Below are 24,833 nucleotides of genomic sequence, written 5' to 3'. Positions count from 1 at the left end.
TAAGTAGATGGGGAAAATTCGCAAACTCGATGACCAGCTCTCTAACTTAATTGCGGCAGGGGAAGTAGTAGAACGCCCTGCCTCAGTCGTAAAGGAACTTGTGGAAAATTCTATCGATGCGAATAGTACATCTATTGAAATCCACTTAGAAGAAGCTGGATTATCGAAAATTCGCATCATTGATAATGGAGATGGTATTGCCGAAGAAGATTGCGTCGTTGCATTTGAACGCCATGCGACGAGTAAAATTAAAGATGAAAACGATTTGTTCCGTATAAGAACGCTCGGATTCAGGGGCGAGGCATTGCCGAGTATCGCTTCAGTTAGTGAATTAGAATTAATCACGAGCACGGGTGATGCACCTGGTACACACCTTATTATTAAAGGTGGAGACATTATAAAACAAGAGAAAACAGCGAGCCGAAAAGGAACAGATATTACAGTACAAAACTTATTTTTTAATACACCAGCGCGTCTTAAATATATGAAAACCATTCATACAGAACTTGGGAATATTACAGATATCGTGTATCGTATTGCAATGTCACATCCAGAAGTATCGCTAAAACTGTTTCATAATGAAAAGAAATTGCTTCATACGTCAGGAAATGGTGATGTAAGACAAGTACTTGCAGCCATTTACAGCATTCAAGTTGCGAAGAAGCTTATTCCAATTGAAGCCGAGTCTTTAGACTTCACAATTAAAGGTTATGTAACATTACCAGAAGTAACGAGAGCATCTCGTAATTATATGTCAACGATTGTAAATGGCCGTTACGTTCGAAATTTCGTATTAATGAAAGCCATTCAGCAAGGATACCATACGTTACTGCCAGTTGGACGATATCCAATCGGCTTCTTATCGATTGAAATGGATCCAATGCTTGTTGATGTGAACGTACATCCAGCGAAATTAGAAGTTCGTTTTAGTAAAGAACAAGAATTGCTAAAGCTTATTGAAGAAACGTTGCAAGCAGCATTCAAAAAAATACAGCTCATTCCAGATGCAGGGGTAACAACGAAGAAAAAAGAAAAAGATGAAAGTGTGCAAGGACAGTTCCAGTTTGAGCATACGAAGCCGAAAGAACCACTGATGCCGGACATCATTTTACCGACTGGTATGGATGAAAAACAAGAAGAACCACTGGCTGTGAAACAGCCAACGCAACTGTGGCAACCACCGAAGCAAGAATGGCAACCACCACAGTCGCTCGTAAGAGAAGAACAAAGTTGGCAGCCATCTACTAAACCGGTAATGGAAGAACCGATTCGAGAAGAGAAATCGTGGGATAGTAATGAAGAGGATTTTGAACTAGAAGAATTGGAAGAAGAAGTTCAGGAAATAAAAGAGATTGAAATGAACGGTAATGACTTACCGCCGCTTTATCCAATTGGACAAATGCATGGAACATATATTTTCGCTCAAAATGATAAAGGTTTATATATGATTGACCAGCATGCCGCGCAGGAACGTATTAACTATGAATACTTCCGTGATAAAGTAGGACGGGTAGCGCAAGAAGTACAAGAACTACTTGTACCGTACCGTATTGACTTATCTCTTACTGAATTTTTACGTGTCGAAGAGCAGCTAGAAGAACTAAAAAAAGTCGGCCTATTTTTAGAACAATTCGGCCATCAATCCTTTATCGTCCGCTCGCATCCAGCCTGGTTTCCAAAAGGTCAAGAAACAGAAATTATCGACGAAATGATGGAGCAAGTTGTTAAACTAAAAAAAGTAGATATAAAAAAACTACGAGAAGAAGCAGCCATCATGATGAGCTGTAAAGCATCCATTAAAGCGAATCAATATTTAACGAACGATCAAATATTTGCTTTACTTGAAGAACTTCGTACAACAACAAATCCATATACATGCCCGCACGGAAGACCGATCCTTGTACATCATTCTACTTATGAGTTGGAGAAGATGTTTAAGAGGGTTATGTAGGGTACTGTCCAAAGGGAAAAAAGTCCGCTACTGAACATATAAAAGAGAGTGGACCATCTTGTACTATTGAGATTATAGTATATAAAAGGGGAAATATTGCGAAATTAATGCTTTAGTGCTTAATTATGTAAAAAAATAAAAGAGAAATCAAAGATGGTGTTTCTTTTAAGTTAACTGAATAATAAACCCTTCTTTGAAGAAGTTAGAACAATGTGTCGCTTTTATATAAAGCCATGGTGTTTATAAAAAAGACGCGATGTTTTGAATAAAGTCGCGACGTTTTGCCCCTTTGGATCTGTTTATCCAAAGGGGAGTTTTTATAGTGACAAGAAAATCTGAACTGAAAGGCGGATTAAGGAACCGTTGAGTAGCAATAAAGTTACTCAACAGGTATCATCTTACTGTTAACAAAATAATGTCAGGTTGACAGTGCTTCCATTTGAACAAATTTTCCTTTTCCTTACCAATCACGCCCTTTTTTAAAGTACTAGTATCAGTATGTCCAAGTTTACTAGATTTCCTGCACCAGAACCAAATAATTGACAATAAATTATCAAAGGGGCTATATTAGAATTAATTTCAAAAATTCAGTAATTTATTATAAGTAACAAGCCAAGAGGTGTTTTTTTATGGCAAGACTAAAAGATATTGCGGAATATGTAGGCGTTTCGATCGCTACTGTTTCGAGAGTCATTCAAAATGACAAAACACGAAATGTTAATCAGGAAACAAAGAATAAAATATGGAAGGCTGTGAAGGAGTTAGGATATGTCCCTAATCAGCATGCCCGAAATCTGGCGAATAATAGGCAGAAGAGAAGTCAAACAAGAACTATGAAAATTGGCTGGGTAGCCAGCCCAAGACAATCAGAAACAAACCCATATTTTGGTTGTATTTATACTGGTATTCGTGATATCTTGACGAAACATGATTACACGTTAATTACTATTACAAAGGATGAGATTGAAAACGAGGCGCTGCTGCTTAAGACAATCCATGACCTTGGTGTTGAAGGGCTTATTCTTATTGACAGGATTGAGGATAGCTTAATTGAGTATATTCAGCAAACGATTCCTCTTGTTGGATTAGACTTTTACTATACTGATAAGCACCTGACTATTGTCGATTACAATCGTGAGGTAGCAATTAAAACGGTCGTTCATCATTTAGTCGATCAAGGACATCGAGACATCGGATTTATCGGTGGAGGTGTTGGTGAAACCTTTGAAGATTTACATGCGGAACATCGATTCAAAGGGTATCAAGCTGCTATGGAAGAAGCAGGACTTGATATTTATCCGGATTGGGTCATCAATGCAAAGTGGGAAATGGAAAATAGTTACGAGGAAATGAAGCAGCTCATTAAAAGAGATCCGGCTTATTTGCCAACAGCCATGGTATGTGCTAGTGACGGGATGGCTATCCCTGCCATGAGGGCCGTGATTGAAAGTAATCTTAAAATTCCAGAAGACATCGCTTTCTTTGGTGTTGATAATATGGAAATGGGTAAATATTTTACGCCGCCGCTTTCAACAGTGGAAACTCCTAAGTACGAAATGGGAAAGATGGCAGCCAAAAACATCATGGAAATGGTGGAAGGGAAGATTACTCTTCCTATCAAGATGATTTTGCCATTTGAATTAGTCATTCGTGAATCATCATCAATAAAACGGAACTAATCGGTTCTTTTTATCAACACTCGGAAAACATTTGGATAAATACCGAAAAATTTCTAAGGAGACAACAAACGAATCATAATTAAGACTTCAGTGGGAGAAGAGCGTATTCACCATATGCTTTGCAATACCCCAATAAATTAATGATTGTTGGCGTACCAGAGCATTTTAAGCAATCTTGCTTATGCTCATCCTGCTTTTCAAAAGAGAATTAATATGAGGTTACGGAATACAAACCTTAACCTCAGTTTTTATTGTTTGTTAATTTCTCCACTCTATTACTTGGAGTATAAAACAAGTAATTAGATAATATGCTCAATAGACCCTAGGACTAACTGAAATTAGTTTAAGTTGATGGGTTGACAGAACGAAATACGAGTGTTATATTCTGATTAATCTAAAAATTCAATCTATAAATAAAATCCTTTATAACACTTTTGTACTAGCACCCGTTAACGACTCAAAGAAATGTGCTACTTCTACAAGACGAAAATTCCTCCCTCTTAGAAAACAAAAAAATCATAGAATATTTCTTAAATAGATTGAGATTGTGTCATTTGAATTAGACCTTCGTGAATGGTTGGATATAAAACGAACCAAAGCGGTTCTTTTTTAATCATCATTTGGAAAACGCTTTCCTTAAAAAGGGGGAATCAAAAAAATACTAGTATATTTTGGGAGGTGAATCCGAAATAGCACTCTTGTATCAGCGCCACGTTAACGACTTAAAGAAATGTACTACTTCTACAAAACGAAAATTCCTCCCTCTTAGAAAACAAAAAAATCGTAGAATATTTCTTAAATAGATCGAGATTGTGGCATTTGAATTAGACCTTCGTGAATGGTTGGATATAAAACGAACCAAAGCGGTTCTTTTTTAATCATCATTTGGAAAGCGTTTTCCTTAAAACGGGAAAAAATAAGTTTACCAGTATATTTGGGGAGGTGAATCTCAAGAGAGTTATTAATAAATTAAATTTTACTATAGGAGTGAACTACAAGTGGAAATGGTGAAAATTGGTATTATAGGTGCAGGACTTCGAAGTGGTATTGCAAAGTACTGGCATAATCCCAGTGGAAAAGTTTTAGAAGTCAGTCAAGCACTGAGTATAGATAGCTTTCAATTTGAAAAGGAGGAGATCCAATGCGAATGAAAACCCCTTTAATTATTACATCGATAGCATTAATGGCACTAACGGCATGTACAAACAATGTTGAAAACGTAGATAGTAAAGCAGATAAAAAGGCACTGACAAATCTTAATGAAAAATCAGCTATGCCTATTGTTAAAGAACCTATTACTCTTAAATTTTTTGCTGGAAGAACAGCTCAATCCGCAAAAGACTGGAATAATGTATTGATCTTTAATAAGTATGAAAAAATGACCAATGTCGATATTAAGTGGGAAATGGTGCCGGATACATCACTAGAAGAAAAGAGAAATCTTGCCTTAGTGGGTGGAAATTTACCTGATGCCTTTCACACCGCCTCATTTCCAGCGACAGAAATACTGAAATATGGAGAACAGGGTGTCTTTATTAAGCTCAATGATTTGATTGATAAATACGCACCGAATTTAAAGAAAATTATGAAAGAAAACCCAGAAGTGAAAAATGCCATCACTTTTCCAAATGGTAACATCTATTCGTTTCCAACCATTATTTCAGAGGACTTTACTTCCATGCTACTTGGACCACGTCCTTGGATAAATAAAGAATGGCTTGAGAAATTAGGAATGAAAATGCCTGAGACAATTGAAGAGTATTATGAATATCTCAAGGCGGTAAAGGAAAAAGATCCGAATGGTAATGGTAAAGCAGACGAGATTCCTTTTGGTAGTTACTCAATCGGTATGTTGACTAGATGGTTAAATGGTTCCTTTGGATTGGTAAATAGAGGCTATGCCTCACCGTTCGTAGATATGAATCCAAAAGAGAATAAATTACGTTTTATTCAGACTTCTAAGGAGTATAAAGAAATGCTCCAATATGTGCATAAATTATACAAAGAAGGGCTTATTGAGAAAAATATTTTCTCGAAGGATACGAGTCAATTCCTTGCCAATGCTACACAAGGTTTATACGGAAGTACTGTTTCACATAGTCCGAAAGAATTATTTGGTGCAGATAAATATACCGGCGGTTCGGCTTTGGAAGGTCCGTTTGGAGATAAATTAATTACAGGAAGAATTCCTTCAGTAGCAAGTATGGATGGATTTGTTATTACAAGTGCAAATAAAAATCCTGAAGCTACAGTCAAATGGATGGATTATTTCTATAGCGATGAAGGTTCAAAATTATTTTTAATGGGTGTTGAAGGGGAAACGTTCGAAAAAGCTCCAAACGGCGAACTTCGGTATTTGGATAAAATCACTCATAGTTCAGAAGGATTATCTTTTGAGCAAGAACTTGCAAAATATTTAACATGGCCTGGCGGCGGCTATCCAGGTATTGTAAAAGAAGAATTTTTTAAAGGACTTGAAAACGCACCTGACGCTAGAGAAGCGGCTAGGAAATTAGAACCTAATATAATAAAAGAAGTATGGCCACAATTTACTTATACTGTTGAAGAAAATAAGACGTTGACCACTGTTGGTGCTGATATTGAAAAGTATGTTACTGAAATGCGCGATAAATTTATTACAGGTGTTGTACCATTTTCAGAATGGGATAAATATGTAAAAACGATAGAAAAAATGGGCTTAAAAGATTATATGAAAGTAAAAGCAGAAGCTTTAAAGAGATATCAGAAAAATTAAACGACCCAATGAAAAAAACGTAACTAATTTTACAATGCTATTTATCTATTAAGTTCTTTAGGGAAACTATAAAATGGTTTCCCTAAAGAAACATTTACGAGGTAGGGGTGAGTCTGAAATGGATTTGAAAAGGAGTGAGGTTAGTACTTCTTTTACAACGAATAAAGGATTTAAATTAGTAAAAAAAGATATCTTAAAAAATTGGCAGCTTTATGTCTTTTTACTTCCAGCACTACTTTATTTTTTTATTTTCAATTATATTCCAATGTACGGAGTCCAAATTGCTTTTAAGGAATTTTATGCGAATCTAGGTATTTGGGGAAGTCCATGGGTGGGATTTGAACATTTCCAACGTTTCTTTGATTCTTATTATTTTTGGAGATTATTAAAAAATACTTTGATTCTTAGCTTCTATCAGCTCATCTTGTTCCCACTGCCAATCATTTTTGCTCTTGCTTTAAATGAAGTAAAGGATGGAGCCTTTAAAAAGTTTTCTCAGACGTTTACCTATGCTCCTCATTTTATTTCGGTTGTTGTACTTGTTGGGATGGTTTTTGCTTTTCTAGATCCAATAACTGGCTTGGTGAATATTGCTATAGAAAAGCTGGGAGGGGAACCAATATCATTTTTAACTAGTCCCGGATGGTTTCGTCATATTTATGTCTGGTCAGGCCAATGGCAGTCACTAGGATGGGGAACAATCATCTATTTAGCCGCATTAGCGGGAGTAAACCCAGAACTGCATGAAGCGGCTAAAGTAGACGGAGCTTCAAGATTTCAACGGATTATTCATATCAATATTCCGACCATTCTGCCTACTGTTGTTGTTTTATTTATATTAAATATTGGTAGTTTTATGGCCGTTGGATTTGAAAAAGTATTACTTCTACAAAATACATTAAATTCTGAAACATCAGATGTTATTCAAACATTTGTTTATAACACGGGGTTATTGCAAGGTCAATATAGTTTCGCATCAGCTATTGGCTTATTCGAATCAGTAATCAATATCATTCTTTTAGTTACGGTTAATCATATTGCAAGAAAAACTAGTGACAACAGTTTATGGTAAGGAGTGTCAGACTATGAAGAGGACTGGTTTATCTGATAGAGTCTTTAATATTATAAATAACATCTTTGTATCTATTATTGTTCTGATCATTTTATATCCCATCATTTTTGTGTTAAGTGCCTCTATAAGTGATCCATTAGCAGTTAGTTCGGGTAAAATGTGGCTTTGGCCAGTTGATATAACTTTTAAAGGGTTTAAAATGGTCTTTCAAAATGATGCGATTTGGCTGGGGTATCGTAATACCATCATATACACCGTGCTAGGAACATTACTTCATTTACTAGTTTTACTGCCTTGTTCCTATGCATTATCCAGGACAGAATTAAAAGGTAAAAAGATAATCTTGTGGTTTATTCTGTTCACGATGCTCTTTAACGGTGGTTTGGTTCCCACGTATTTAGTAGTTAAATCATTGGGGATGCTAAATACAGTGTGGGCAATGGTCATACCGGGTGTTGTTGGAGCGTGGTCTATTCTAGTGGCACGTACCTTTTTTCAACAAAATATACCAGTACAATTAGTTGAGGCATCAAAAATGGATGGAGCTTCTGATTTCACAATCTTTTGGCGAGTTGTACTTCCCCTATCCATACCAATCATTACTGTTATGGCGCTATTTCATGCTGTTGGATTATGGAATCAGTACTTTTCAGCATTAATTTATCTATCAGATGAAAAACTTTATCCATTACAATTGATCTTAAGAGAGATTCTTATTGTAAATGATGTTGGTAACGGTGGTGGAGAAGGGATGACTTCAGGACTCAGTGAAAACTTTATGGATCAAGTGAAAATTGCTGCGCAATTGAAATATGCAGTCATTATTGTTTCAGCTTTACCACTACTTATTATCTACCCATTTATTCAAAAGTATTTGATTAAAGGTATGTTAATAGGGTCTGTGAAGGAATAAACTAGTTTAACCAACTAACTACTACTATCTATATATGAATCTATCCTAGTAAGTGGAGGAATAGTTATGACGGGAATTACAAATGGAATCTATCGTGTATGTGAGTGGGTTTTTCGATTTGCCTATGTCAACTTATTATGGGCTGTGTTTACGTTAGTTGGATTGGGATTGTTTGGTTTCATGCCTGCCACAACCGCAATGTTTGCTGTTATAAGGAAATGGGTCCTGGGTGATAATGAAGTACCGATTTTTAGTACTTTTTGGGGATCCTATCGGAGGGAATTCGTTAAGGCAAATTTACTTGGAATAATATTATTTATTATTGGATATTTGATTACGATTGAATTTCAAATATTAATTAAAGCAACCGGCCCCTTTTATTATATTGCTAGATTTGGAGTAATTGCTCAATTCATTTTATATATCATGGTTTTAATGTACTTCTTTCCTGTTTTTGTCCATTTTAAAATTAAAATAGGATATTACTTTAATTTACCATTTATGATGTGCTTCTTATACCCGGTCTTAACAATGTTTTTACTCGTTACCATTTTTTTAATACATTATTTAACTTTTATAATAATGCCTGGATTAATCTTCTTTTTTGGAGGAAGTGTGACAGCCTTTTTGTTAATGTGGGGATCTTGTAAAGTATTTCCACATTTTCAAATTAAAAGTTCACAGGCAATTGAAATGTAAAGGGGGGGCTATTTTGCAAAGAGCTTATATTGACTTGATGATCCGAGAATGTAAAACAGTAATTGATGTGACGGATTTCGGGGCGGATCCTTCGGGTCAAACAGATAGTACCAAAGCCATTTGGGAGGCATTCGAATCAGCCAAGACGACCGAGGGGCAGGTAGTGATAGACTTTCCGATGGGGACCTATCAACTCCATAAAGGTACAGCACAAAAAAGAGTTTATCATACATCCAACACAAATAGTATCGAATACCCTGAAAAACATGTGGCTTTATTACTAGAAGCACAGAATCAAGTAATCGTAAATGGTAATGGTTCTCTATTTATGATACACGGTGATTGTATGGCCATTGCGGTCATACAATCGAAAGAAATCTATCTCCACAATTTTTCTTGGGACTTTGTAGATCCTACAACCATTGAGATGACAGTAGTTGACACTGGGGAATGGGAAGGTGGAGAATTTACCGATTTTTATATTCCCGCTTGCTTTCATTTTTCCATAAGTGAAAATGAAAATGATGTTATCTGGTACAGTGAAATTAATCCAATTAGTGGGGAACATTATTGGATCGATAAAAATCACAAGGATGCATGGACACTTGTCGCTTACCATCCAGATATAAACATCACAAGGCGATATTCACTTGACTTAGGGCCTTTCGCCTCGAATAGAGCGAAGGTTCTGCAAACTGGAAAATCAACGATTCGAGTTTTTTATGATAAAAAAAGACCATTTCTTCATAAAAAGGGCTTGGTATTTGAATTCTGTTCAACACCTAGAAGAGAAACAGCAGGCGCTTTTATTTGGGAAAGCGCAGATACAGTTGTTGATAAGGTAAATGTCCATTATATGCACGCATTTGGCTGGTTAACACAAATGTCGCATAATGTGTCCTATTACGATTGTACATTTAAAACAAGAGAAGAGAGTAACCGCTATACCTCTAGTTATGCCGATTTGATTCATGTGTCGGGTGCTAGTGGTCATATCCATATTGAAGGGTGTACGTTCAATCATGCTCACGATGACCCTATTAATGTTCACGGAACATTTACACAGGTCGAGAAAAAAATAGACAACTATACTTTATTACTTCGTTATATCCAAAGGCAGCAAGGTGGCTTTCCTCAATACTATTTAGGGGATGAAGTAGTATTTTATCTTAGAGAATCCTTAACTCACGGAAGGGATCAAGGAAGAAAGTATACAGTAGCAAATGTGGTGAATCCTGGTGAAAATAATACTGATCTAAGATCAATGATTGTTAAATTTGACCAACCTATTCCTTTTGAGCAATTAACAAATGATAGAGGAGAACCGCTATTTGTAGCTGAGAATGTTACCTATACACCATCGGTACATATTAAGAATAATCATTTTGAAACGATATCAACCAGAGGCATACTATGTACAACCAATAAAAAGATCATCATAGAACATAATACTTTCAAACATATGGCAATGGATTCTATCTATTTATCTAATGATTCCCAGTATTGGTATGAATCTGGCCCGATTTGTGACATGACTATCCGTTCGAATAAGTTCTATGTTATTAATCCGGGCAATGCTAACTGGCGAAATGCCGCAATACGCATAGATCCAATCACTCTAGGAGAAACGATGCCTCATTTTACAAATACTATTCACAGGAACATTAGAATTGAAGATAATGAATTTTTTATGGAACATGAGTCAGTATTAGCTGTAAATAGTGTGGATCAGCTTATCTTTACTAATAATAAAATTTTCAAGTACCAACCAAAAAGAGATAATACCCTTCATAGAACGGTAGTCGGGGAGAGAAAAAATTCAAATAGAATAACAAAAACATTTGAGTTTACTGCATGTAACAACGTCATCATTGAAAAAAATACCTTTGAAGAAGATTTTTATCCTGAACTATCATACTCTCAGATGCCTTTTACGAATATTCAAGTAACTGGAGTAGATAAATTAAACAAATATTAAATGAAAAGAACGGTTCTGGTACAAAAACTTAAGGACAATTTATAAAAATTCTTTTTTTATGGATATTTTAGTTTTAATGCAATCCTTCTGTGAATAAAAAAGGCACTGTATATCAGCACTTTTAAAAAGGAAAGTTTGATAGTAAACTCTCCTTTTTAAAGGGGATATGAGCTGAATAATAAGAATTAATACTTAAAACGTAACTATGCATGGTTAAAATGAAGAACTATAGGATTATTTATTTTTATTATTATTATTAATTTTTTCAGTATATAAAACTTGCTCTTTATAATGCTTTTTAATTGGAAAGTTATGTGTACCTGTGCCGTTCTTGAATTTTTTATCAATGGGGTTTGTTAGGGGAACTGTTGTAGTTTCAGTAAATTCATATGGATAATTTATTTTAGATTTATCTTCAAACATGAAAGTGCCTCCTTTTAGGATTTCCTGAATTCTTTACTATAACATGATATGCATATAGATTTTTTTTGGACTAGTTATTTATATAGGTTAGAACAATTTAATTGCATAACTACTGAAAAATTTTAAAGGAAAACAATTCGAGAAAGATATTGTATGAATAGCTGTTGATTACTATTGTTGTTTTTTAGTTGTTTTGATGTATGGGCATATAGTTTCATCTAACAACGAATATGTGAGTTTTTTGTTTGTCAGTGAAGGTAGAAACGCATATATATTCGTTATAAATTGTTTTTATAATATGATTTATATAGAGTTTTCCTGATAATATAATGTGGAATATTATAGTGTTATTAGGTTATTAGGAACATTTAATGCTGTTTCACAACTGAAAGGGAATTGAAAAAAAACTGAAACTTTTCTCATGAAAATTCAATCTTACTTGAAAAATGAAAGGAAAATGAAATTTTCCAAAAGATATTCTTTGTTAAGATAAAAAGCATACATAAAAAAAGTATTGACATATCTTAAAAGTGTGTTTTCAAGATATAGTGGGGGAAAAGATGAGATTAGAAAAACAATTAATAAAAAAGATGTATTATGAAACATTCCTAATGGAGAATGAGACACAACCACCTCTTCAAGTACTTGGAGAAGTTTACTTAAACGAAGAAAAAGATGAGGTTTCCGATGGATCTTATATTCGTTTTGCACAGGGTGAATATTATTACCATCATCAAGATTTTGAAGCAGCTATTTTTAAATGGGAGCAAGTTAGTAATGAACTAGCACCATGGGCACAAAAAAATATTGCGGATGCTTACTTTGAACTTAACCGACTATCAGTTGCTGAAAATGTATATACTTCCATTATTACTGATAACAAAATATTGATGACCGAAATTGGACTGCAATTACTTTCTCTTTACATCGAGCAAAACAATTTTGAAGCAGCTTTCGCTGTTATTAAAGAAGCAGTTTCTTTAAATCCCGATTATCCAAATGTCACAATAATTGCCCGTTCCTTCTATGAGGAACAGCAAGATTTTGATAGTGCAGTAGAGCTTGCTGTGAATGAGCTAATTCGAATAGAATCTTATCCGTGGTTCGAGGTTCTAAAAGGATATATTGATAAAGGATTTACTAAACATATTTCACCAGACTATTTTTATAAAGTATTAGTTACATTAAATAATGTAGATCAAGTGCAATTTACGCAAATGGTTTCATCACTTTGGAACAGTTATAAAAATGAACAAAATTACTTATTATGGCTTAACACAATAAACGAATTTTTCTTACATATCGAAATACATGCGTCCGATATATGGGACAAAATTTCTTCTCTTTATGAAGAAACGTACCTTGAATTAATTCAAGGTCAATATATGCTTAGACAATTGAATGATATCATTCCTAATCTGTTAACAAATTGGTTAAAGGTAGTTAATCCGTCTCAGGCTGTATTTCCATCTGCAGCTGTATTAGCATGGGATGAAATTTTCCCTTCCAAAATAGATTCAGTAAATATAGAACATGCGGAAAACTTACTGTTATATTCTATTAATCATGTGAATGGCTTAGAGGATAGTTTACATCTTTTTGAATCTATTACACAGTGGGCACAAAAGCATGATATAGAAATGGGTCACCGACTTAGATGGTTGGTGGGTGAGCTTGCAGATTTAAGAACAAATCGTATTTTAGTAACGGGAACTTCAGGAAACGGAAAAACTGCATTTATTAACTCTATATTAGGAGAGAATATATTAGAAAATTCAATCTCAAATGTAGTGGTTTTAAAAAATGATGCTCATACAGAAATTAATGCTATAACAGAATCGGCCATTACGACAACTGAAAATTTCTTTGAGTATCATGATATGATGTCTTTACACCGTCAAACATATAGAGATAGAGCATGTGTGGAGTTTAAATTACCATGTAGGTTTTTAAGTAAAAATAAACTTGCATTTGTAGTAACACCTGGCTTTAATAGGAATAACGACAAGAGAGATGAAATATTAGAATACTTAAATTCTGTAGATGAATTATTGTTCGTATTGAATGCGGATTCACCTTTTACTGACAAAGAACGTGACATTTTATTAAGTATTCAAGAACAAACACCAAATTTACAAATTCATTTCTTATTAAATAAAATCGATAACATTTATAGTGAAGCAGAAATAAAAAGGGTATTACATGATACGCAAGCGAGAATAAACGCATATTTCCCGTATGCGAGAATTTTCCCTTACTCTTCGTTATATACAAGTAGTCAACAACTAAATGATTTAACGGAGTTTATTCGTTTTAACTTTAACCATAAAAATATCGATGCAGAACGTACTGAAAAGCTATTATTTTTCATTCGAAAAACAATTACATATCTTTTGGATAAACGCGTTGAGAAGGAAAATAATTTAGTGGATTCTATTAATTGGAATGAAGATATGTTAGTTAAATTAAATGGTTGTATGAATAACCTTACTGCTTTTGAGAAAGAAAAAATTCATTTCATTACAGAATCATATCGTACAATGAAAGCTGAAATTACGAATGATCTTACTGAACATATTCCGAAGCTATTACAGAGCTGTTCGGATTTAATTAGTGAAGAAAGCGATTTCGGGCACATTGATGTTGAACTAAATAAAGCGATGAACGAAAGAGTGCACAAATATTTAGAGCAAACTGTATTACCTAATCTTGCGCGTTCTATGCAAAATTGGATTGCAACTTCTAATAATGAGCTCCTTCAAAGTCAATCCTACTTAGAGGAACTTAGTGAAGGACTTAATTCTTTATTTGGAGAAAATAGAATACAGTTAGAATGTGATTTTAAAGTGCTTGATGATTGGCGTAGAGATACTGATAGAATGACGACTGGAATACAAATGGAAGAGGTAAATATTTTACGCCGATTTACGCCAGCACAATTTTTACTGAAAAGTGCCGGGAAATTATTTGGGGTTCTTCCAAAGAATAGAGCTATGCTATATAACAAATATAAACAGTATTTAGAAAACGAAGATTATACTGAGGCGACGGCTTCTATTATGAAGAAATTTTTCTTGCAATTTGAGCTGTTTGAAAACACGCAAGAGCGGGATATTAATATGTTCTTTAGGAATCCATTTAGCTCCTTAAAACAAGCTGTAGAAAATACGCATTTAGAAATACAAGAAAAACAAGAGGTATTACATAAAATGAAATCAAATCCTGAAGTATATCAGGACTCAATAAAGCTCTTTGAATTGAGATTACGTCAATGCGAAGTAATCTTACATATAGGTGAGGATCATGCTTATACAGATTTAACTTTAGAAACAACTATAGAATAAACGTAAAACAACTCCAAAATGTACACTAAAAGTGGATTTTGGAGTTGTTTTTTGTTTACATTAATATAATATGTCATGTTTTTTATATAAATTATTTTTCAGTTTCTTTAATTTTAGTTTGTACTTCTCTGGTCTTAATTATATTAATTTCTGAGAAACGTAATAAATCGACTTCAATAATTTTGTCAGATAAGTATTTTCCAACATACAGGCCACTTGCCGCTGCTTGAGATAAGGAATGAGTGACGCCAGAACAATCTCCAACTAAAAATAGCCCACTTATACTTGTTTCAAAATGGTTATTGATTTTTATCGTAGGGGCATAGAACTTTCCATCAATTCCATATAACAAAGTATCTTGATCGATAGGTTCTTGTATAAATTGTTCTAAACGTAATAAAAATTGTTTGAGCCCTTCAATATATAATGGAGGGATTTCTTTATTCAAATCTCCATAATCTCCGTGCAGTGTAGGTTGTATACGATTATGCTTCATACTGTTTTCCGCTGTAGGTTGTTTCTTAATTAAGTCCTCTAAGCGCTGTATAACAATTCGATCGCGTCCTTGGTTAATGCCTTTAATAATTGAGCTTGCGTATACATTTGCTTCTTTGAGAGTTGGAAAATAGCATGGTATAAATAAAGTGAAATTTAAGTTGGAAGTGTCAGTTGCCCGCTCTCGAAAATTTTGACCGTCAGGCATAACTAAACCTTCTTCGTACTTTCGAATAATTCGTCCTTTTGGATTCATACAGTAAGTAGTTGCTGTAAAATTTTCGCCTTGATAAGAAAGTTTCGTTTCAAAAGTATCTTTTAATATCGAACGTAATTGATGTTCTTTCATTTCTACTCTAATACCTAAATCTACACGTGTTTGCTCTTGAGAAATATGTAGAGAAGTGCACATTTCTTTTAACCAATCTGCCCCAGAGCGCCCGGTTGCAAATACTAGTTGTTTAGAATGAACTGTTCCTTGATTTGTTTCTATTTTAAAATGATCTTTTTGTTTACTGATATATTGTACATCTATATGAAATTGGATATTTATTTTCGTAAGTAAAAATTCATAAAGCTGCTGAAAAATGTTACTAGAAAGTGCGGTGCCAAGATGTCTTACTTCCGTCGATAGCATTTGTAAACCACACGCTTCAGCTCTCTTAGTGAGATTCAGATTTTCTGTAGAATATTTTGAAACAGAACCTCCGCCAAACTGACATAGAATTTCATCTACTTCAGTCATGAGTTGCATAAAATGTTCTTTACCGACTTTTTGTTCAAGTTCGCCTCCAAATCCATTTGTATAATTAAATTTCCCCTCAGATTTTCCTAAACCACCAAAACCAAAATATTTATCACATGTGTAACAGTTACATGTTTGTCCTTGGTCTAAAGGACAATTTCGATGTTCTAGCGGTTTACCTTTATCAAGAATTAAAACCTTTTTGTTACTTTTAGCTAGTGAATAAGCCATAAAAATGCTACTTACTCCAGCACCGATAATTGTAACATCATACATATTCTTTCACCTGCTAACGAATAGTTTGTTTGTTATTTTCTTAGTGTATAACAAATTATGAAAGGGAGGAACTAGCTATATTGATAGAGAGGGAAAATGGGTTTGTTTTCGTAAAGTACGTAATATTCAAGGGAGTAGTCTTTAAGGAATTACTGACTCACATAATGAGCGAAGGTTTAGTTGCATGCATAAAGTGGATGAGCAAAAAAATACAAAAGTGGTTGGTCCGTTTTTGACAAACATCAATTATGATAAGAGAAGAAAGGTAGTATTTTATCGAAATTTTAAAAAGGAAGCTCTTTATGGAAATAGACTGGCCTTAGAGAGGTGAAAAGACAATGAGTTTTGCAATTTCACTAGTGGTTATTATTGTAATTGTATCGCTATTTGGGACCGTACTAGTTGCGCGAAATGTGGAGGAGAATTATGGTAAGTCTACAAAAAAGAATGTGAAAAATTTATCCGCTATTTATATTCTCCTTCTTTTTGTTCTACTGGTGGGGGTAACATGGTATGCGGTAGTGATTTGATAGTATTCAGTGGTTAGAAAGAGAACCGTTTTGGATACATCCATTTAAGGATAAGAAAATGTGACTGATTAATCCTGTTATTACAGTAAATACTGTTATAAGCGAAGGAAGAATCATTCGTTTTGAGAGGAGGGGACAGGGTGGAATGGAAACCAAATCGTGCAGATAAGACGCCAGTATATAAGCAAATCGCTGATTATATTGAAAGAGGTATTTCTTCGGGTGAATTTCCTTCTGATAGTAAGTTACCTTCTGAGCGCGTATTAGCAAAGGAATTACAAGTAAACCGGAGTACAATAGTAGCTGCGTATGAAGAATTAAAATCACTTGGAGTAGTAGAACGGCAAAAAGGAAGCGGGACAAGAGTGAACACAGATATATGGGGTGTTTCACATAAACGAATACCGAACTGGGGTAGGTACGTTGAGGATGGATCGTTCTTACCTAATGTCCCACTCGTTCAACAAATTCGAATAGAAACGCAAAAAGATGACTTAATTAATTTAGCGAGTGGTGAATTGTCACCTGAATTAATTCCAAGTGATAGGTTTCGAACGATTATGTCAGAGAAAACATTTATGGAAAATCTCGGTTATGACCATCCGCTTGGAAATGAAATGTTGAGAAAAACAATCGCAGAACATGTTAAGCAATATAAACAAATTGAAGCGGAGTCAAGCTCTATCCTTATTACATCAGGAGCACAGCAGGCACTTAATCTAATCGTGCAGTGCTTGTTAAAGCCTGGAGATGCAATTGCAATCGAGGATCCACCCTATTGTTTTTCACTTCCAATGTTTAAATCTGCCGGCTTAAAAATATTCCATTTACCTGTTGATCAGCACGGAATGAATCCAGATGACTTAATTGACTTGCATAAAAAACATCGCATACGCATGGTGTTTTTAAATCCAGATTATCAAAATCCGACTGGAACAGTGCTTTCATTAGCAAGGCGTAAAAGGATTTTAGAATTATCTTCTGAATATGGTATACCAATTGTAGAAGATGATCCGTATAGTTTAACGTCTTTTAATGGAGAAGTGAATCCGACATTAAAATCGATGGACCAAAATGGAAATGTTCTTTATATAAGTTCACTATCAAAAATTGTTGCATCAGGATTACGTATCGGCTGGGTAATTGGCCCTACGCGGGTAATAGAGCGTTTAGCAGATGCAAAGCAGCAAGTTGATTTTGGTCATAGCGTATTTACGCAGTGGGTAGCAAATCAATTTTTAGAATCAGAAGATTTCCATGCGCATATTACGATGCTTCGTGGACAATTGAAGCAAAGAAGAGATGTATTAATTGCAGAGCTTGAAGGCACATTGGGAGACCGAGTTGAATGTTTTGTTCCAGAGGGTGGAATACATGTATGGTGCAAGGTGCAAGGAACGTTTGATGAATACCACTTATTAGGTGAATCTATACGAAATGGTGTTGCATTTGTTCCGGGCAGTGTTTTAGGCTCTAAAAATGAATATATACGATTTACGTTTGGGAGAGCGAATATAGAACAAATCAAGCTTGGAATTACCCGGTTTGCTGACACGTTAAATGAGATTTCATAATATGGATGTGTGATAGTGAAATGAGGGAAAGAAATGAAGTACGTGACGCTTTTACTTCAAGTAGGCGTGCTATATGTATTTAGCTTAGTTGGTACGTGGATTCAGGGAATACTCCATCTATCAATGCCAGGAAGTTTAATAGGGATGTTAATACTGTTCTTGCTCCTTTCTACTCGGATTTTACCATTAAAATGGTTTGAGATGGGTGCGGAGAAGCTAATCGTATTTTTACCGTTATTTTTAATCCCTTCGACAACAGGGCTGATGGAATACGGGTCTTTCCTTTTAAGTAAGGGAAGTATGATATTCCTTTTAGTAGTTGCAAGTACGGTAGTAACTTTGATTGTTTCAGGGTATATAAGTCAATTAGTAGTAACATCGAAAAAATAAAATCGACAAGGTGCACGATTCAAATGTTCTTAATTATTATTACTGTAGTAATTTATTTATTGGCGACAAAGTTATATAAAAAATTTACACTTCCATTTACGTTACCGGTGTTAACAGTTACTGCAATTATGATTTGTTTATTTTTGATTTTTGGTATTTCTCATCATGAGTATAGGGTAAATGGGGGAGACATTCTTTCAAGCTTATTGAGCCCTGCAATCGTAGCGTTAGCGATACCTTTATTTAAAGAGCGCAAAATACTGATGAAAAACTTTTTATCGATACTAATCGGTGTATTGATAGGTATAGTAGCCTTAACGATTATGAATGTAGCACTCGGTAGAATTTTAAATATAGATAAGGAACTTATACTAACAACTCTCCCGCAATTAGCAACAATGCCAATTGCCATTTCATTAGCGGATCAAATTGGTGGTATTCCATCTATGACTTCTAGTTTCGTAGTTGTTGCAGGAATAACTGGTGCTATTATTGGACCGACAGTACTTAAGCTTTGCGGTATAACAAGTACGATTGGAAAAGGTGTTGGAATGGGCTGTGCATCACATATTATCGGTGTGAGTCGTCTAGTGAAAGAAGGCGAGAAAGAAGCCACTATTGGTTCAGTAACGATGATTGTAACAGGAATACTTATTAGTATATTAATACCTTATGGAATGAAATTTGTATTTTAAAATGTATGGAGATGATAAAAGTGACAACATGGTTTATAGTTACATTATTTATTTTTGGTGCTCTTAAAGTACTAGTTTCTAGTATGCCGACTTCTGTTGTAGAATCTATTATTAGTAGATTTGAATTACATCAAAAACTTGATGAAGAACATACGACTGTATCGCTAGATGGAAAGAATATAGAAGGGGAAAAGAAAACGCAAGTTATTAACGAATTTAACGAGGCTTTATTTTTAGATAAACATTATTTTCCACCACGCGGTGAGGGGATACCGATAATCATTGAAACGAAGAAAGGGAAAAGGACAATTACGTTATCAATATATAGCTATGAGGAACATGTTGATGTAATAAAGCAATACAAGAAGAACGTTGTTGCCTATCGTTTACGTTCTAAAAGTCTTCAAACTGTGGCACCATTAGCAATAACTGAAGATTATGCTTAAGGAGAGACCAATAATGGTCTCTTTATTTTTGTATCCATTTGTATACTATCCAGATGAAAGAAAGGAAAATCATATACCCAAACAAAGAATAAGTATGATACCAATCTGAACTATGAATAAATAAGCCTAGTTTCTCAGCGACTTGTTCAAACATACTAGCACAAATACCTATTGAGATAATCAATAGAGTTCTAGAAATTGCAGATAATGTTTTTGAAATTTGTATGAAAGTGGCTGTTAAAATTGGTAGTACAAGCAACGTGAAGCCTATGTTAACTGAAAATATGGATGGGAACGGTCTAACTGGAAAGGAATATATTTGTTTCGTGACAAAGAAAGCATCTAAGCACGTTCCGATAACAGTAGAGAGAAAGATTGTAACTGCTAATGCTAGAAAATCATTCTTCTTCTCTAAGGAGGACATTTTTCTTTGCGAGAATTGCCAATTCAATTTTTTCGAGTGTTTTGCAGTAGTCTTCTGTAATTTGCCCAAGTATATGTTCCTCCTTATCAGTTAAATAATGTATCACTTGCCAGTCATTAAACCAATCTTCATGTTTTGTTTCTTCGTTTTTTACATTTTTCCATGCGTACATAAGTGCAGGACTATATATACGATAGGAATCATTTCTTAATTGGCAATTTTTTATTCTTCGTTTATAAAACTCTCTTGAAAAAGATTCGTTTACACTTGAAAATAAATGTGGCCAGTAATCTTTTCTTGAGCCTGTATGAGGGGTATTGTCTGCCCAATGTTTAACTTGAGATAAAATATGTTCATTATGAAATAACAATGTGTATAATCTTTTTCCAAGTAAAATTCGTTCATGTAGTGAAGTGAAGTGCTTCATTGTATCACCAATGAGTAATGTTTTCGCATTCATTTTACTTTCGTAAAAAGGGAAGAGGATATGATTGAACTGAAAGAAATCAAATAGTTTAAATCCAATACTGTTCAGAACATTTTTTTTGAAGTGTTCATTTTGAATGACTCTTTTTTCTAAGTAATTTTGCTCATTAATAATAGTTGCGATTGCTAATGTTTTTTTGTCGCCAGTTTTCCAAAAGGAATTCCATATCGTTTCCATAAAGGTGGAAACATGGAGGTGAGAGAGAAGATGGAAAAGGTTTGTAGATTTTTTTACACTTTGTTCATATAGTAAAAATTGTGGATATACATCTTGAAAAATAAGCCAATTTCCGCGCTCTAAAAAAGAAAAGAAAGTAAATTGATCTTTTTCAGATAATAACTTTGTATATAAATCTCCTTTTAAATCAGTCATGTTCCAACCACCGTTACGTGACACCATATGTCCGAGCAGTGCCCACTGTATTTCAGGATACTTTTTGTGAAACTGAAAGTAAGCACGAGTCCTTGTTACATTATTTTGATTTAATAATTTTGTTTGTTCTTTAATTGTATGTATTAATATTTCTTCCTCTTTCGAAAGAGTGTAAAGGGGGCTATTTGTAGTGGTACATTTTTGTTTTAGCTCATTTTTTATAGAGAAGAGGGAAAGAGGGGTATTTTTGTAACGTTTATTATGTGGATTGTCGTGGTGCATATAAATCCCCCCTATTCAAGTCTGTTATCATAAATGTATTAGTAACTACTTAAATAAATGATATGTGAAGGAAATGAAAAGTTGCAACATATAGAAAAAGGAAAGAGGAGAATGATTCTTCTTTCCTTTTTTAAAATTATTACATAAACCTATAAAGAATGAGTCCCCTTTTCCAGCAGAGTAGAAAATGAATCGGCATGGATAGGTTTACTGTAATAGTAACCTTGAATAAACTGACATTTATTTTTTTGAAGGAAATTCACGTGTTCTTTCGTTTCGACACCTTCAGCAATAATAGACATCTCTAATGTATGTGCTAATGTGATGATTGTTTTAATGATTTCCTTTCCATCTTCACACGTTTCGGACATTGTAATAAATTCTCTCGGGATTTTTAAAGTATCGATTGGATATAAGGGTAAGTATGCTAATGAAGAATAGCCTGTACCGAAGTCATCGATTGATATGTGAATCCCTAAACCCTTGAGTGTTCGCAGCTTTAATAATGTTTCTTTCGCATCCATCATTGCAATGCGTTCCGTTAATTCTAGGTCAAGAGAACTTGCTGGTAAGCCAGTCGTTGCTAAAGTAGAGGAAACGGATTGTATAAAATCTTCTTGCTCAAATTCTTTAGCCGATAAATTGACGCCTATTTTTAAATGAGAGTATCCTAGTGTGTGCCAACGTTTCATTTGCTGACATGCTTGTTGTAAAGTCCATTTTCCAATTGAAATGATTTGCATTGTTTCCTCAGCGATTGATATAAATTCATTTGGAGAAATGATCCCTAGATCTGGATGATTCCAGCGAATTAAAGCTTCAGCTCCAACAATTTTATTACAATTGCTATCAACTTGAGGTTGATATAAAAGGAACAATTCTTCATTTTGAATTGCGTTCGGTAAATCTTTCTCTAATCGTAATCGTCTCTCAATCTTTCTAGCAATTATATCATCATAAATAGAGACAGAGTTAAGCTCTTTTTCCTTTGCGTCATACATTGCAACATTCGCGTTTTTCAATAGTGTAGTGATATCGATTCCATAATGTGGATAAATAGCAATCCCGATGCTAAGAGATAAAGTCAGCTTATGTTCGTGTATGACAAACGGTTTTTTCATGCTTTTAAATAATTGGTTACATAACGATAATAAGGAATCTTGGTCAGTATAGTTTTCAATTAAGATTGTAAACTCATCCCCACCAATTCTTGAAACATAAGTATGTGATGAAAGGCATGATTGAAAACGTTTTGCTACTTCTTCTAATATGTAATCACCTGTAGAGTGTCCAAGTGTATCGTTAATAACTTTAAAGCGGTCTAAATCTAAATATAACAGTGCAAATTCACTTTGTTTTGCTTGTGCATTTCTTATAACTGTTCTCAATTTTTTTTGGAAAAAGGCCCGATTCCCAATTTTTGTTACAGTATCATGGAATGCTAAATATTTTATTTCTTCTTGCTGTTTTTTAAAGGCGGTAATATCTTTCACCAAAATGTAGCTTCCTGAAATTTGTTCATCTACCATAATAGGAACGATAGTAACGTATAAAAAATAAGTAAAGCCGTTCTTATATTGAGAGCGTAGTTGTAAAGAAGTAGATTTTTGTTTTTTTGCTTTTTCTAATGCAGACATAAGTTTATGCTTATCTTCGTCTAAAATAACAGAAAGACAAGTCTCACCAAGTAATTCACTAGAGGCGGCTCCAAGTAGAATGTTTCCTGCTTTATTTACATTTAAGAACGTCCCGTTTAAATCAATCGTAAAAATAGGATCTGGATGATATTCATATAACGATTTGAATGTTTGCTGCTTTTGAGATAAAGCTATTGATTTTTTGACTAAATCAGTAGTCCGTAAAGTAACTTTTTCTTCTAATTGAGTATTAAATAGTTGTAAGCGTTGTGTTAATTTTTTATTTTGCATATGTACAATGGAATGACGAATCAATACGAATACAAAAGTAATACAATTTCCTGCAATAAGGGTTGATGATGATGTTTGCTCTTTGAGTGTAAATCCGATTAAGATTGCAACAGCAAGATAGGGAAATACGACTAAAACTTTTTCACCTAGAATAGGATTTATAATAAAATAGCTTGTAGCGCTATTTTGAGATTTTGGAATAGAACCAGCTATCGCAATAAGTAATATAGGTATTCTATATAAAAGACGTAATAATGTGATCGTCTCCGGTGATAAATGGCTGTTTAAGTAAAAATAAATATAATTAAAAGTTGCAGAACTTATTAATACAAAAATAAAAATATACATTTTCCGCTTGGAATTAAAAATTGTTGGGCGGAAAAAGATACTAACACCTAGTAGAAGAAATAATAAATCTGCAATTGGATATAGAAATGAAAGGAAAATTTCTCCCAGTGAAAGAGAGAATATATTTAAATCTGGCTCATTAAATAAATACCATTCTAATGTGAATATAGAAGTAAGTACGATGCATATATCACAAATAAAGAACAATTTTCCCCATTTATTGCACTCTTTTAAGATTTTATAGCAGAAAGCGATAAGGAAGAAAAGTAGAAAAAACATGTAAAACACATCAGAAATAGTAAAACGATGTATTGTAGGTTCAAAAAAGGTATTTTGATATGTATATACAACTTTTCCTAATAGAAAATTTCCAATGGCAATGGTGATACATATCCAAAACGGATTTGAACGGACTTTTTTTGAATATATAGAGTAAATGAGTGATACAAATGTTATGGCTTCAATGATGAGTGAAGCGAAGCGTACGCTGAAATTTGAAAAATGAGTAGGGAAAAGAAAGAAAAACATTGAATAGATGGAATAGCCTATTAATGTTGTGATTAATATACATATTTGCAAATTTTTATTTGGCTTCAATTAAATCACCTTCTTTAAGTATGTACTATATTCGTAATATCTAAACGTAATGATATTACTTAAGGATTGTATCAGATTTCCTTATAAAAATCATGTTTATAAGGAAAGAATTAAAGAGTGTAATACTTCTTAAAATTGAAAAAGTATTACACTTGATAGCTTGTACTGTATTAAAATTTTAGATGGGAATTGTATATTTAGTCATCCTTTGAATTTTAAAGTTTTTTTAGTGATTTGTAAGTAAATATGTAAGGTTGCATATAAAATGATGAGAACTTTCTTTCTAGATGAGTTTTTGGTCGTTATAGGTTACTTTAAGTAAGACGTTTGTATGTATCTATCCTCATACTAATGAGGGATTTCAAAAATGTTTTACGTATATACAATAATACGTAATCATGTATGAAATTTTTAGTATGGGAGGAAGAAC

The 24,833-nt window shown here is 33.9% G+C and carries 18 protein-coding genes and 2 pseudogenes; 14 read left to right on the top strand and 6 right to left on the bottom strand.

Going from position 1 to position 24,833, the window contains the following annotated elements; genetic code table 11:
• The first annotated feature begins 7 nt into the window (after positions 1-7).
• A complete protein-coding gene (gene mutL / locus ACQKNI_RS08760) occupies positions 8-1,951 on the top strand; it encodes a DNA mismatch repair endonuclease MutL (RefSeq protein ID WP_088230064.1) in 1,944 nt (647 codons plus the stop codon).
• Between the two features lie 396 nt (positions 1,952-2,347).
• Here the strand turns inward: mutL and ACQKNI_RS08755 are convergent.
• A pseudogene (locus tag ACQKNI_RS08755) lies at positions 2,348-2,422 on the bottom strand (IS6 family transposase); the annotation flags it as partial.
• Positions 2,423-2,580: 158 nt separating this feature from the next.
• Between ACQKNI_RS08755 and ACQKNI_RS08750 the strand changes: the two are divergent.
• The 7 genes from ACQKNI_RS08750 to ACQKNI_RS08720 all read left to right on the top strand — a co-directional run bounded on the left by ACQKNI_RS08750 (position 2,581) and on the right by ACQKNI_RS08720 (position 11,047).
• Positions 2,581-3,630 carry a LacI family DNA-binding transcriptional regulator gene (locus ACQKNI_RS08750; protein WP_088230063.1) on the top strand — a complete coding sequence of 350 codons (1,050 nt, stop codon included), beginning with the start codon at positions 2,581-2,583 and terminating at the stop codon, positions 3,628-3,630.
• A gap of 998 nt (positions 3,631-4,628) precedes the next feature.
• Positions 4,629-4,781: a hypothetical protein gene (locus tag ACQKNI_RS08745; protein WP_170933749.1), complete on the top strand. Its 153-nt coding sequence runs from the start codon at positions 4,629-4,631 to the stop codon at positions 4,779-4,781.
• Positions 4,778-6,385 carry an extracellular solute-binding protein gene (locus tag ACQKNI_RS08740; protein ID WP_427282327.1) on the top strand — a complete coding sequence of 536 codons (1,608 nt, stop codon included), beginning with the start codon at positions 4,778-4,780 and terminating at the stop codon, positions 6,383-6,385. The genes ACQKNI_RS08745 and ACQKNI_RS08740 overlap by 4 nt, the downstream gene beginning before the upstream one ends.
• A gap of 118 nt (positions 6,386-6,503) precedes the next feature.
• Entirely contained in the window at positions 6,504-7,457 is a 954-nt protein-coding gene (locus tag ACQKNI_RS08735) for an ABC transporter permease (RefSeq protein WP_088230296.1), read from the top strand.
• A 13-nt stretch (positions 7,458-7,470) separates the two neighbouring features.
• Positions 7,471-8,370: a carbohydrate ABC transporter permease gene (locus ACQKNI_RS08730; protein WP_088230061.1), complete on the top strand. Its 900-nt coding sequence runs from the start codon at positions 7,471-7,473 to the stop codon at positions 8,368-8,370.
• Positions 8,371-8,436: 66 nt separating this feature from the next.
• Positions 8,437-9,069, top strand: a complete 633-nt coding sequence (locus tag ACQKNI_RS08725) for a YesL family protein (protein ID WP_088230060.1) — start codon at positions 8,437-8,439, stop codon at positions 9,067-9,069.
• Between the two features lie 13 nt (positions 9,070-9,082).
• Positions 9,083-11,047 carry a glycosyl hydrolase family 28-related protein gene (locus tag ACQKNI_RS08720; protein ID WP_088230059.1) on the top strand — a complete coding sequence of 655 codons (1,965 nt, stop codon included), beginning with the start codon at positions 9,083-9,085 and terminating at the stop codon, positions 11,045-11,047.
• A gap of 234 nt (positions 11,048-11,281) precedes the next feature.
• Here the strand turns inward: ACQKNI_RS08720 and ACQKNI_RS08715 are convergent, their stop codons facing one another.
• Positions 11,282-11,470 carry a hypothetical protein gene (locus tag ACQKNI_RS08715; protein WP_000461143.1) on the bottom strand — a complete coding sequence of 63 codons (189 nt, stop codon included), beginning with the start codon at positions 11,468-11,470 and terminating at the stop codon, positions 11,282-11,284.
• Between the two features lie 560 nt (positions 11,471-12,030).
• Between ACQKNI_RS08715 and ACQKNI_RS08710 the strand changes: the two genes are divergently transcribed.
• On the top strand, positions 12,031-14,814 hold the full coding sequence (locus ACQKNI_RS08710; protein ID WP_427282326.1) for a dynamin family protein: 2,784 nt from the start codon (positions 12,031-12,033) through the stop codon (positions 14,812-14,814).
• 184 nt (positions 14,815-14,998) lie between these two features.
• Here ACQKNI_RS08710 and ACQKNI_RS08705 read toward each other — a convergent pair.
• Positions 14,999-16,330 (bottom strand): annotated as a pseudogene (locus ACQKNI_RS08705) (NAD(P)-binding protein); the annotation flags it as partial.
• Positions 16,331-16,668: 338 nt separating this feature from the next.
• Here ACQKNI_RS08705 and ACQKNI_RS08700 point away from each other — a divergent pair.
• The 5 genes from ACQKNI_RS08700 (at position 16,669) to ACQKNI_RS08680 (ending at position 19,965) form a co-directional block, all read left to right on the top strand.
• The gene (locus ACQKNI_RS08700; protein ID WP_088230056.1) at positions 16,669-16,860 is read left to right on the top strand and encodes a hypothetical protein; all 192 of its coding nucleotides are present in this window, start codon (positions 16,669-16,671) and stop codon (positions 16,858-16,860) included.
• Between the two features lie 140 nt (positions 16,861-17,000).
• A complete protein-coding gene (locus ACQKNI_RS08695) occupies positions 17,001-18,434 on the top strand; it encodes a PLP-dependent aminotransferase family protein (protein ID WP_427282325.1) in 1,434 nt (477 codons plus the stop codon).
• 33 nt (positions 18,435-18,467) lie between these two features.
• Positions 18,468-18,824 (top strand): CidA/LrgA family holin-like protein, encoded by a 357-nt coding sequence (locus ACQKNI_RS08690; protein ID WP_088230054.1) that lies wholly within the window; start codon positions 18,468-18,470, stop codon positions 18,822-18,824.
• 23 nt (positions 18,825-18,847) lie between these two features.
• Entirely contained in the window at positions 18,848-19,519 is a 672-nt protein-coding gene (locus tag ACQKNI_RS08685; RefSeq protein WP_098882409.1) for an LrgB family protein, read from the top strand.
• A gap of 20 nt (positions 19,520-19,539) precedes the next feature.
• A complete protein-coding gene (locus ACQKNI_RS08680; RefSeq protein WP_088230052.1) occupies positions 19,540-19,965 on the top strand; it encodes a YfmQ family protein in 426 nt (141 codons plus the stop codon).
• Between the two features lie 22 nt (positions 19,966-19,987).
• Here ACQKNI_RS08680 and ACQKNI_RS08675 read toward each other — a convergent pair whose 3' ends face one another.
• From ACQKNI_RS08675 to ACQKNI_RS08665, 3 genes are all read right to left on the bottom strand, one after another.
• Positions 19,988-20,389, bottom strand: a complete 402-nt coding sequence (locus ACQKNI_RS08675; protein ID WP_088230051.1) for a CBO0543 family protein — start codon at positions 20,387-20,389, stop codon at positions 19,988-19,990.
• On the bottom strand, positions 20,364-21,530 hold the full coding sequence (locus ACQKNI_RS08670; RefSeq protein ID WP_088230050.1) for a DUF2515 domain-containing protein: 1,167 nt from the start codon (positions 21,528-21,530) through the stop codon (positions 20,364-20,366). Before ACQKNI_RS08670 ends, ACQKNI_RS08675 begins: the two co-directional genes overlap by 26 nt.
• A 149-nt stretch (positions 21,531-21,679) precedes the next feature.
• The gene (locus tag ACQKNI_RS08665) at positions 21,680-24,403 is read right to left on the bottom strand and encodes a bifunctional diguanylate cyclase/phosphodiesterase (protein ID WP_088230049.1); all 2,724 of its coding nucleotides are present in this window, start codon (positions 24,401-24,403) and stop codon (positions 21,680-21,682) included.
• Positions 24,404-24,833 lie beyond the last annotated feature (430 nt).

Source organism: Bacillus sp. NPDC094064, from assembly GCF_050279585.1.
In the GTDB taxonomy this organism is placed as follows: domain Bacteria; phylum Bacillota; class Bacilli; order Bacillales; family Bacillaceae_G; genus Bacillus_A.
This window is presented reverse-complemented; position numbering and strand designations above follow the sequence as displayed.

Excerpts from the sequence above, each read along its gene's own strand:
- ACQKNI_RS08685 (WP_098882409.1), top strand. The coding sequence starts at position 18,848 with ATGTTCTTAATTATTATTACTGTAGTAATTTATTTATTGGCGACAAAG.
- mutL (WP_088230064.1), top strand. The coding sequence starts at position 8 with ATGGGGAAAATTCGCAAACTCGATGACCAGCTCTCTAACTTAATTGCG.
- ACQKNI_RS08675 (WP_088230051.1), bottom strand. The coding sequence starts at position 20,389 with ATGTCCTCCTTAGAGAAGAAGAATGATTTTCTAGCATTAGCAGTTACA.
- ACQKNI_RS08740 (WP_427282327.1), top strand. The coding sequence starts at position 4,778 with ATGAAAACCCCTTTAATTATTACATCGATAGCATTAATGGCACTAACG.
- ACQKNI_RS08730 (WP_088230061.1), top strand. The coding sequence starts at position 7,471 with ATGAAGAGGACTGGTTTATCTGATAGAGTCTTTAATATTATAAATAAC.
- ACQKNI_RS08700 (WP_088230056.1), top strand. The coding sequence starts at position 16,669 with ATGAGTTTTGCAATTTCACTAGTGGTTATTATTGTAATTGTATCGCTA.
- ACQKNI_RS08690 (WP_088230054.1), top strand. The coding sequence starts at position 18,468 with ATGAAGTACGTGACGCTTTTACTTCAAGTAGGCGTGCTATATGTATTT.
- ACQKNI_RS08735 (WP_088230296.1), top strand. The coding sequence starts at position 6,504 with ATGGATTTGAAAAGGAGTGAGGTTAGTACTTCTTTTACAACGAATAAA.
- ACQKNI_RS08725 (WP_088230060.1), top strand. The coding sequence starts at position 8,437 with ATGACGGGAATTACAAATGGAATCTATCGTGTATGTGAGTGGGTTTTT.
- ACQKNI_RS08750 (WP_088230063.1), top strand. The coding sequence starts at position 2,581 with ATGGCAAGACTAAAAGATATTGCGGAATATGTAGGCGTTTCGATCGCT.
- ACQKNI_RS08715 (WP_000461143.1), bottom strand. The coding sequence starts at position 11,470 with ATGTTTGAAGATAAATCTAAAATAAATTATCCATATGAATTTACTGAA.
- ACQKNI_RS08710 (WP_427282326.1), top strand. The coding sequence starts at position 12,031 with ATGAGATTAGAAAAACAATTAATAAAAAAGATGTATTATGAAACATTC.
- ACQKNI_RS08670 (WP_088230050.1), bottom strand. The coding sequence starts at position 21,530 with ATGCACCACGACAATCCACATAATAAACGTTACAAAAATACCCCTCTT.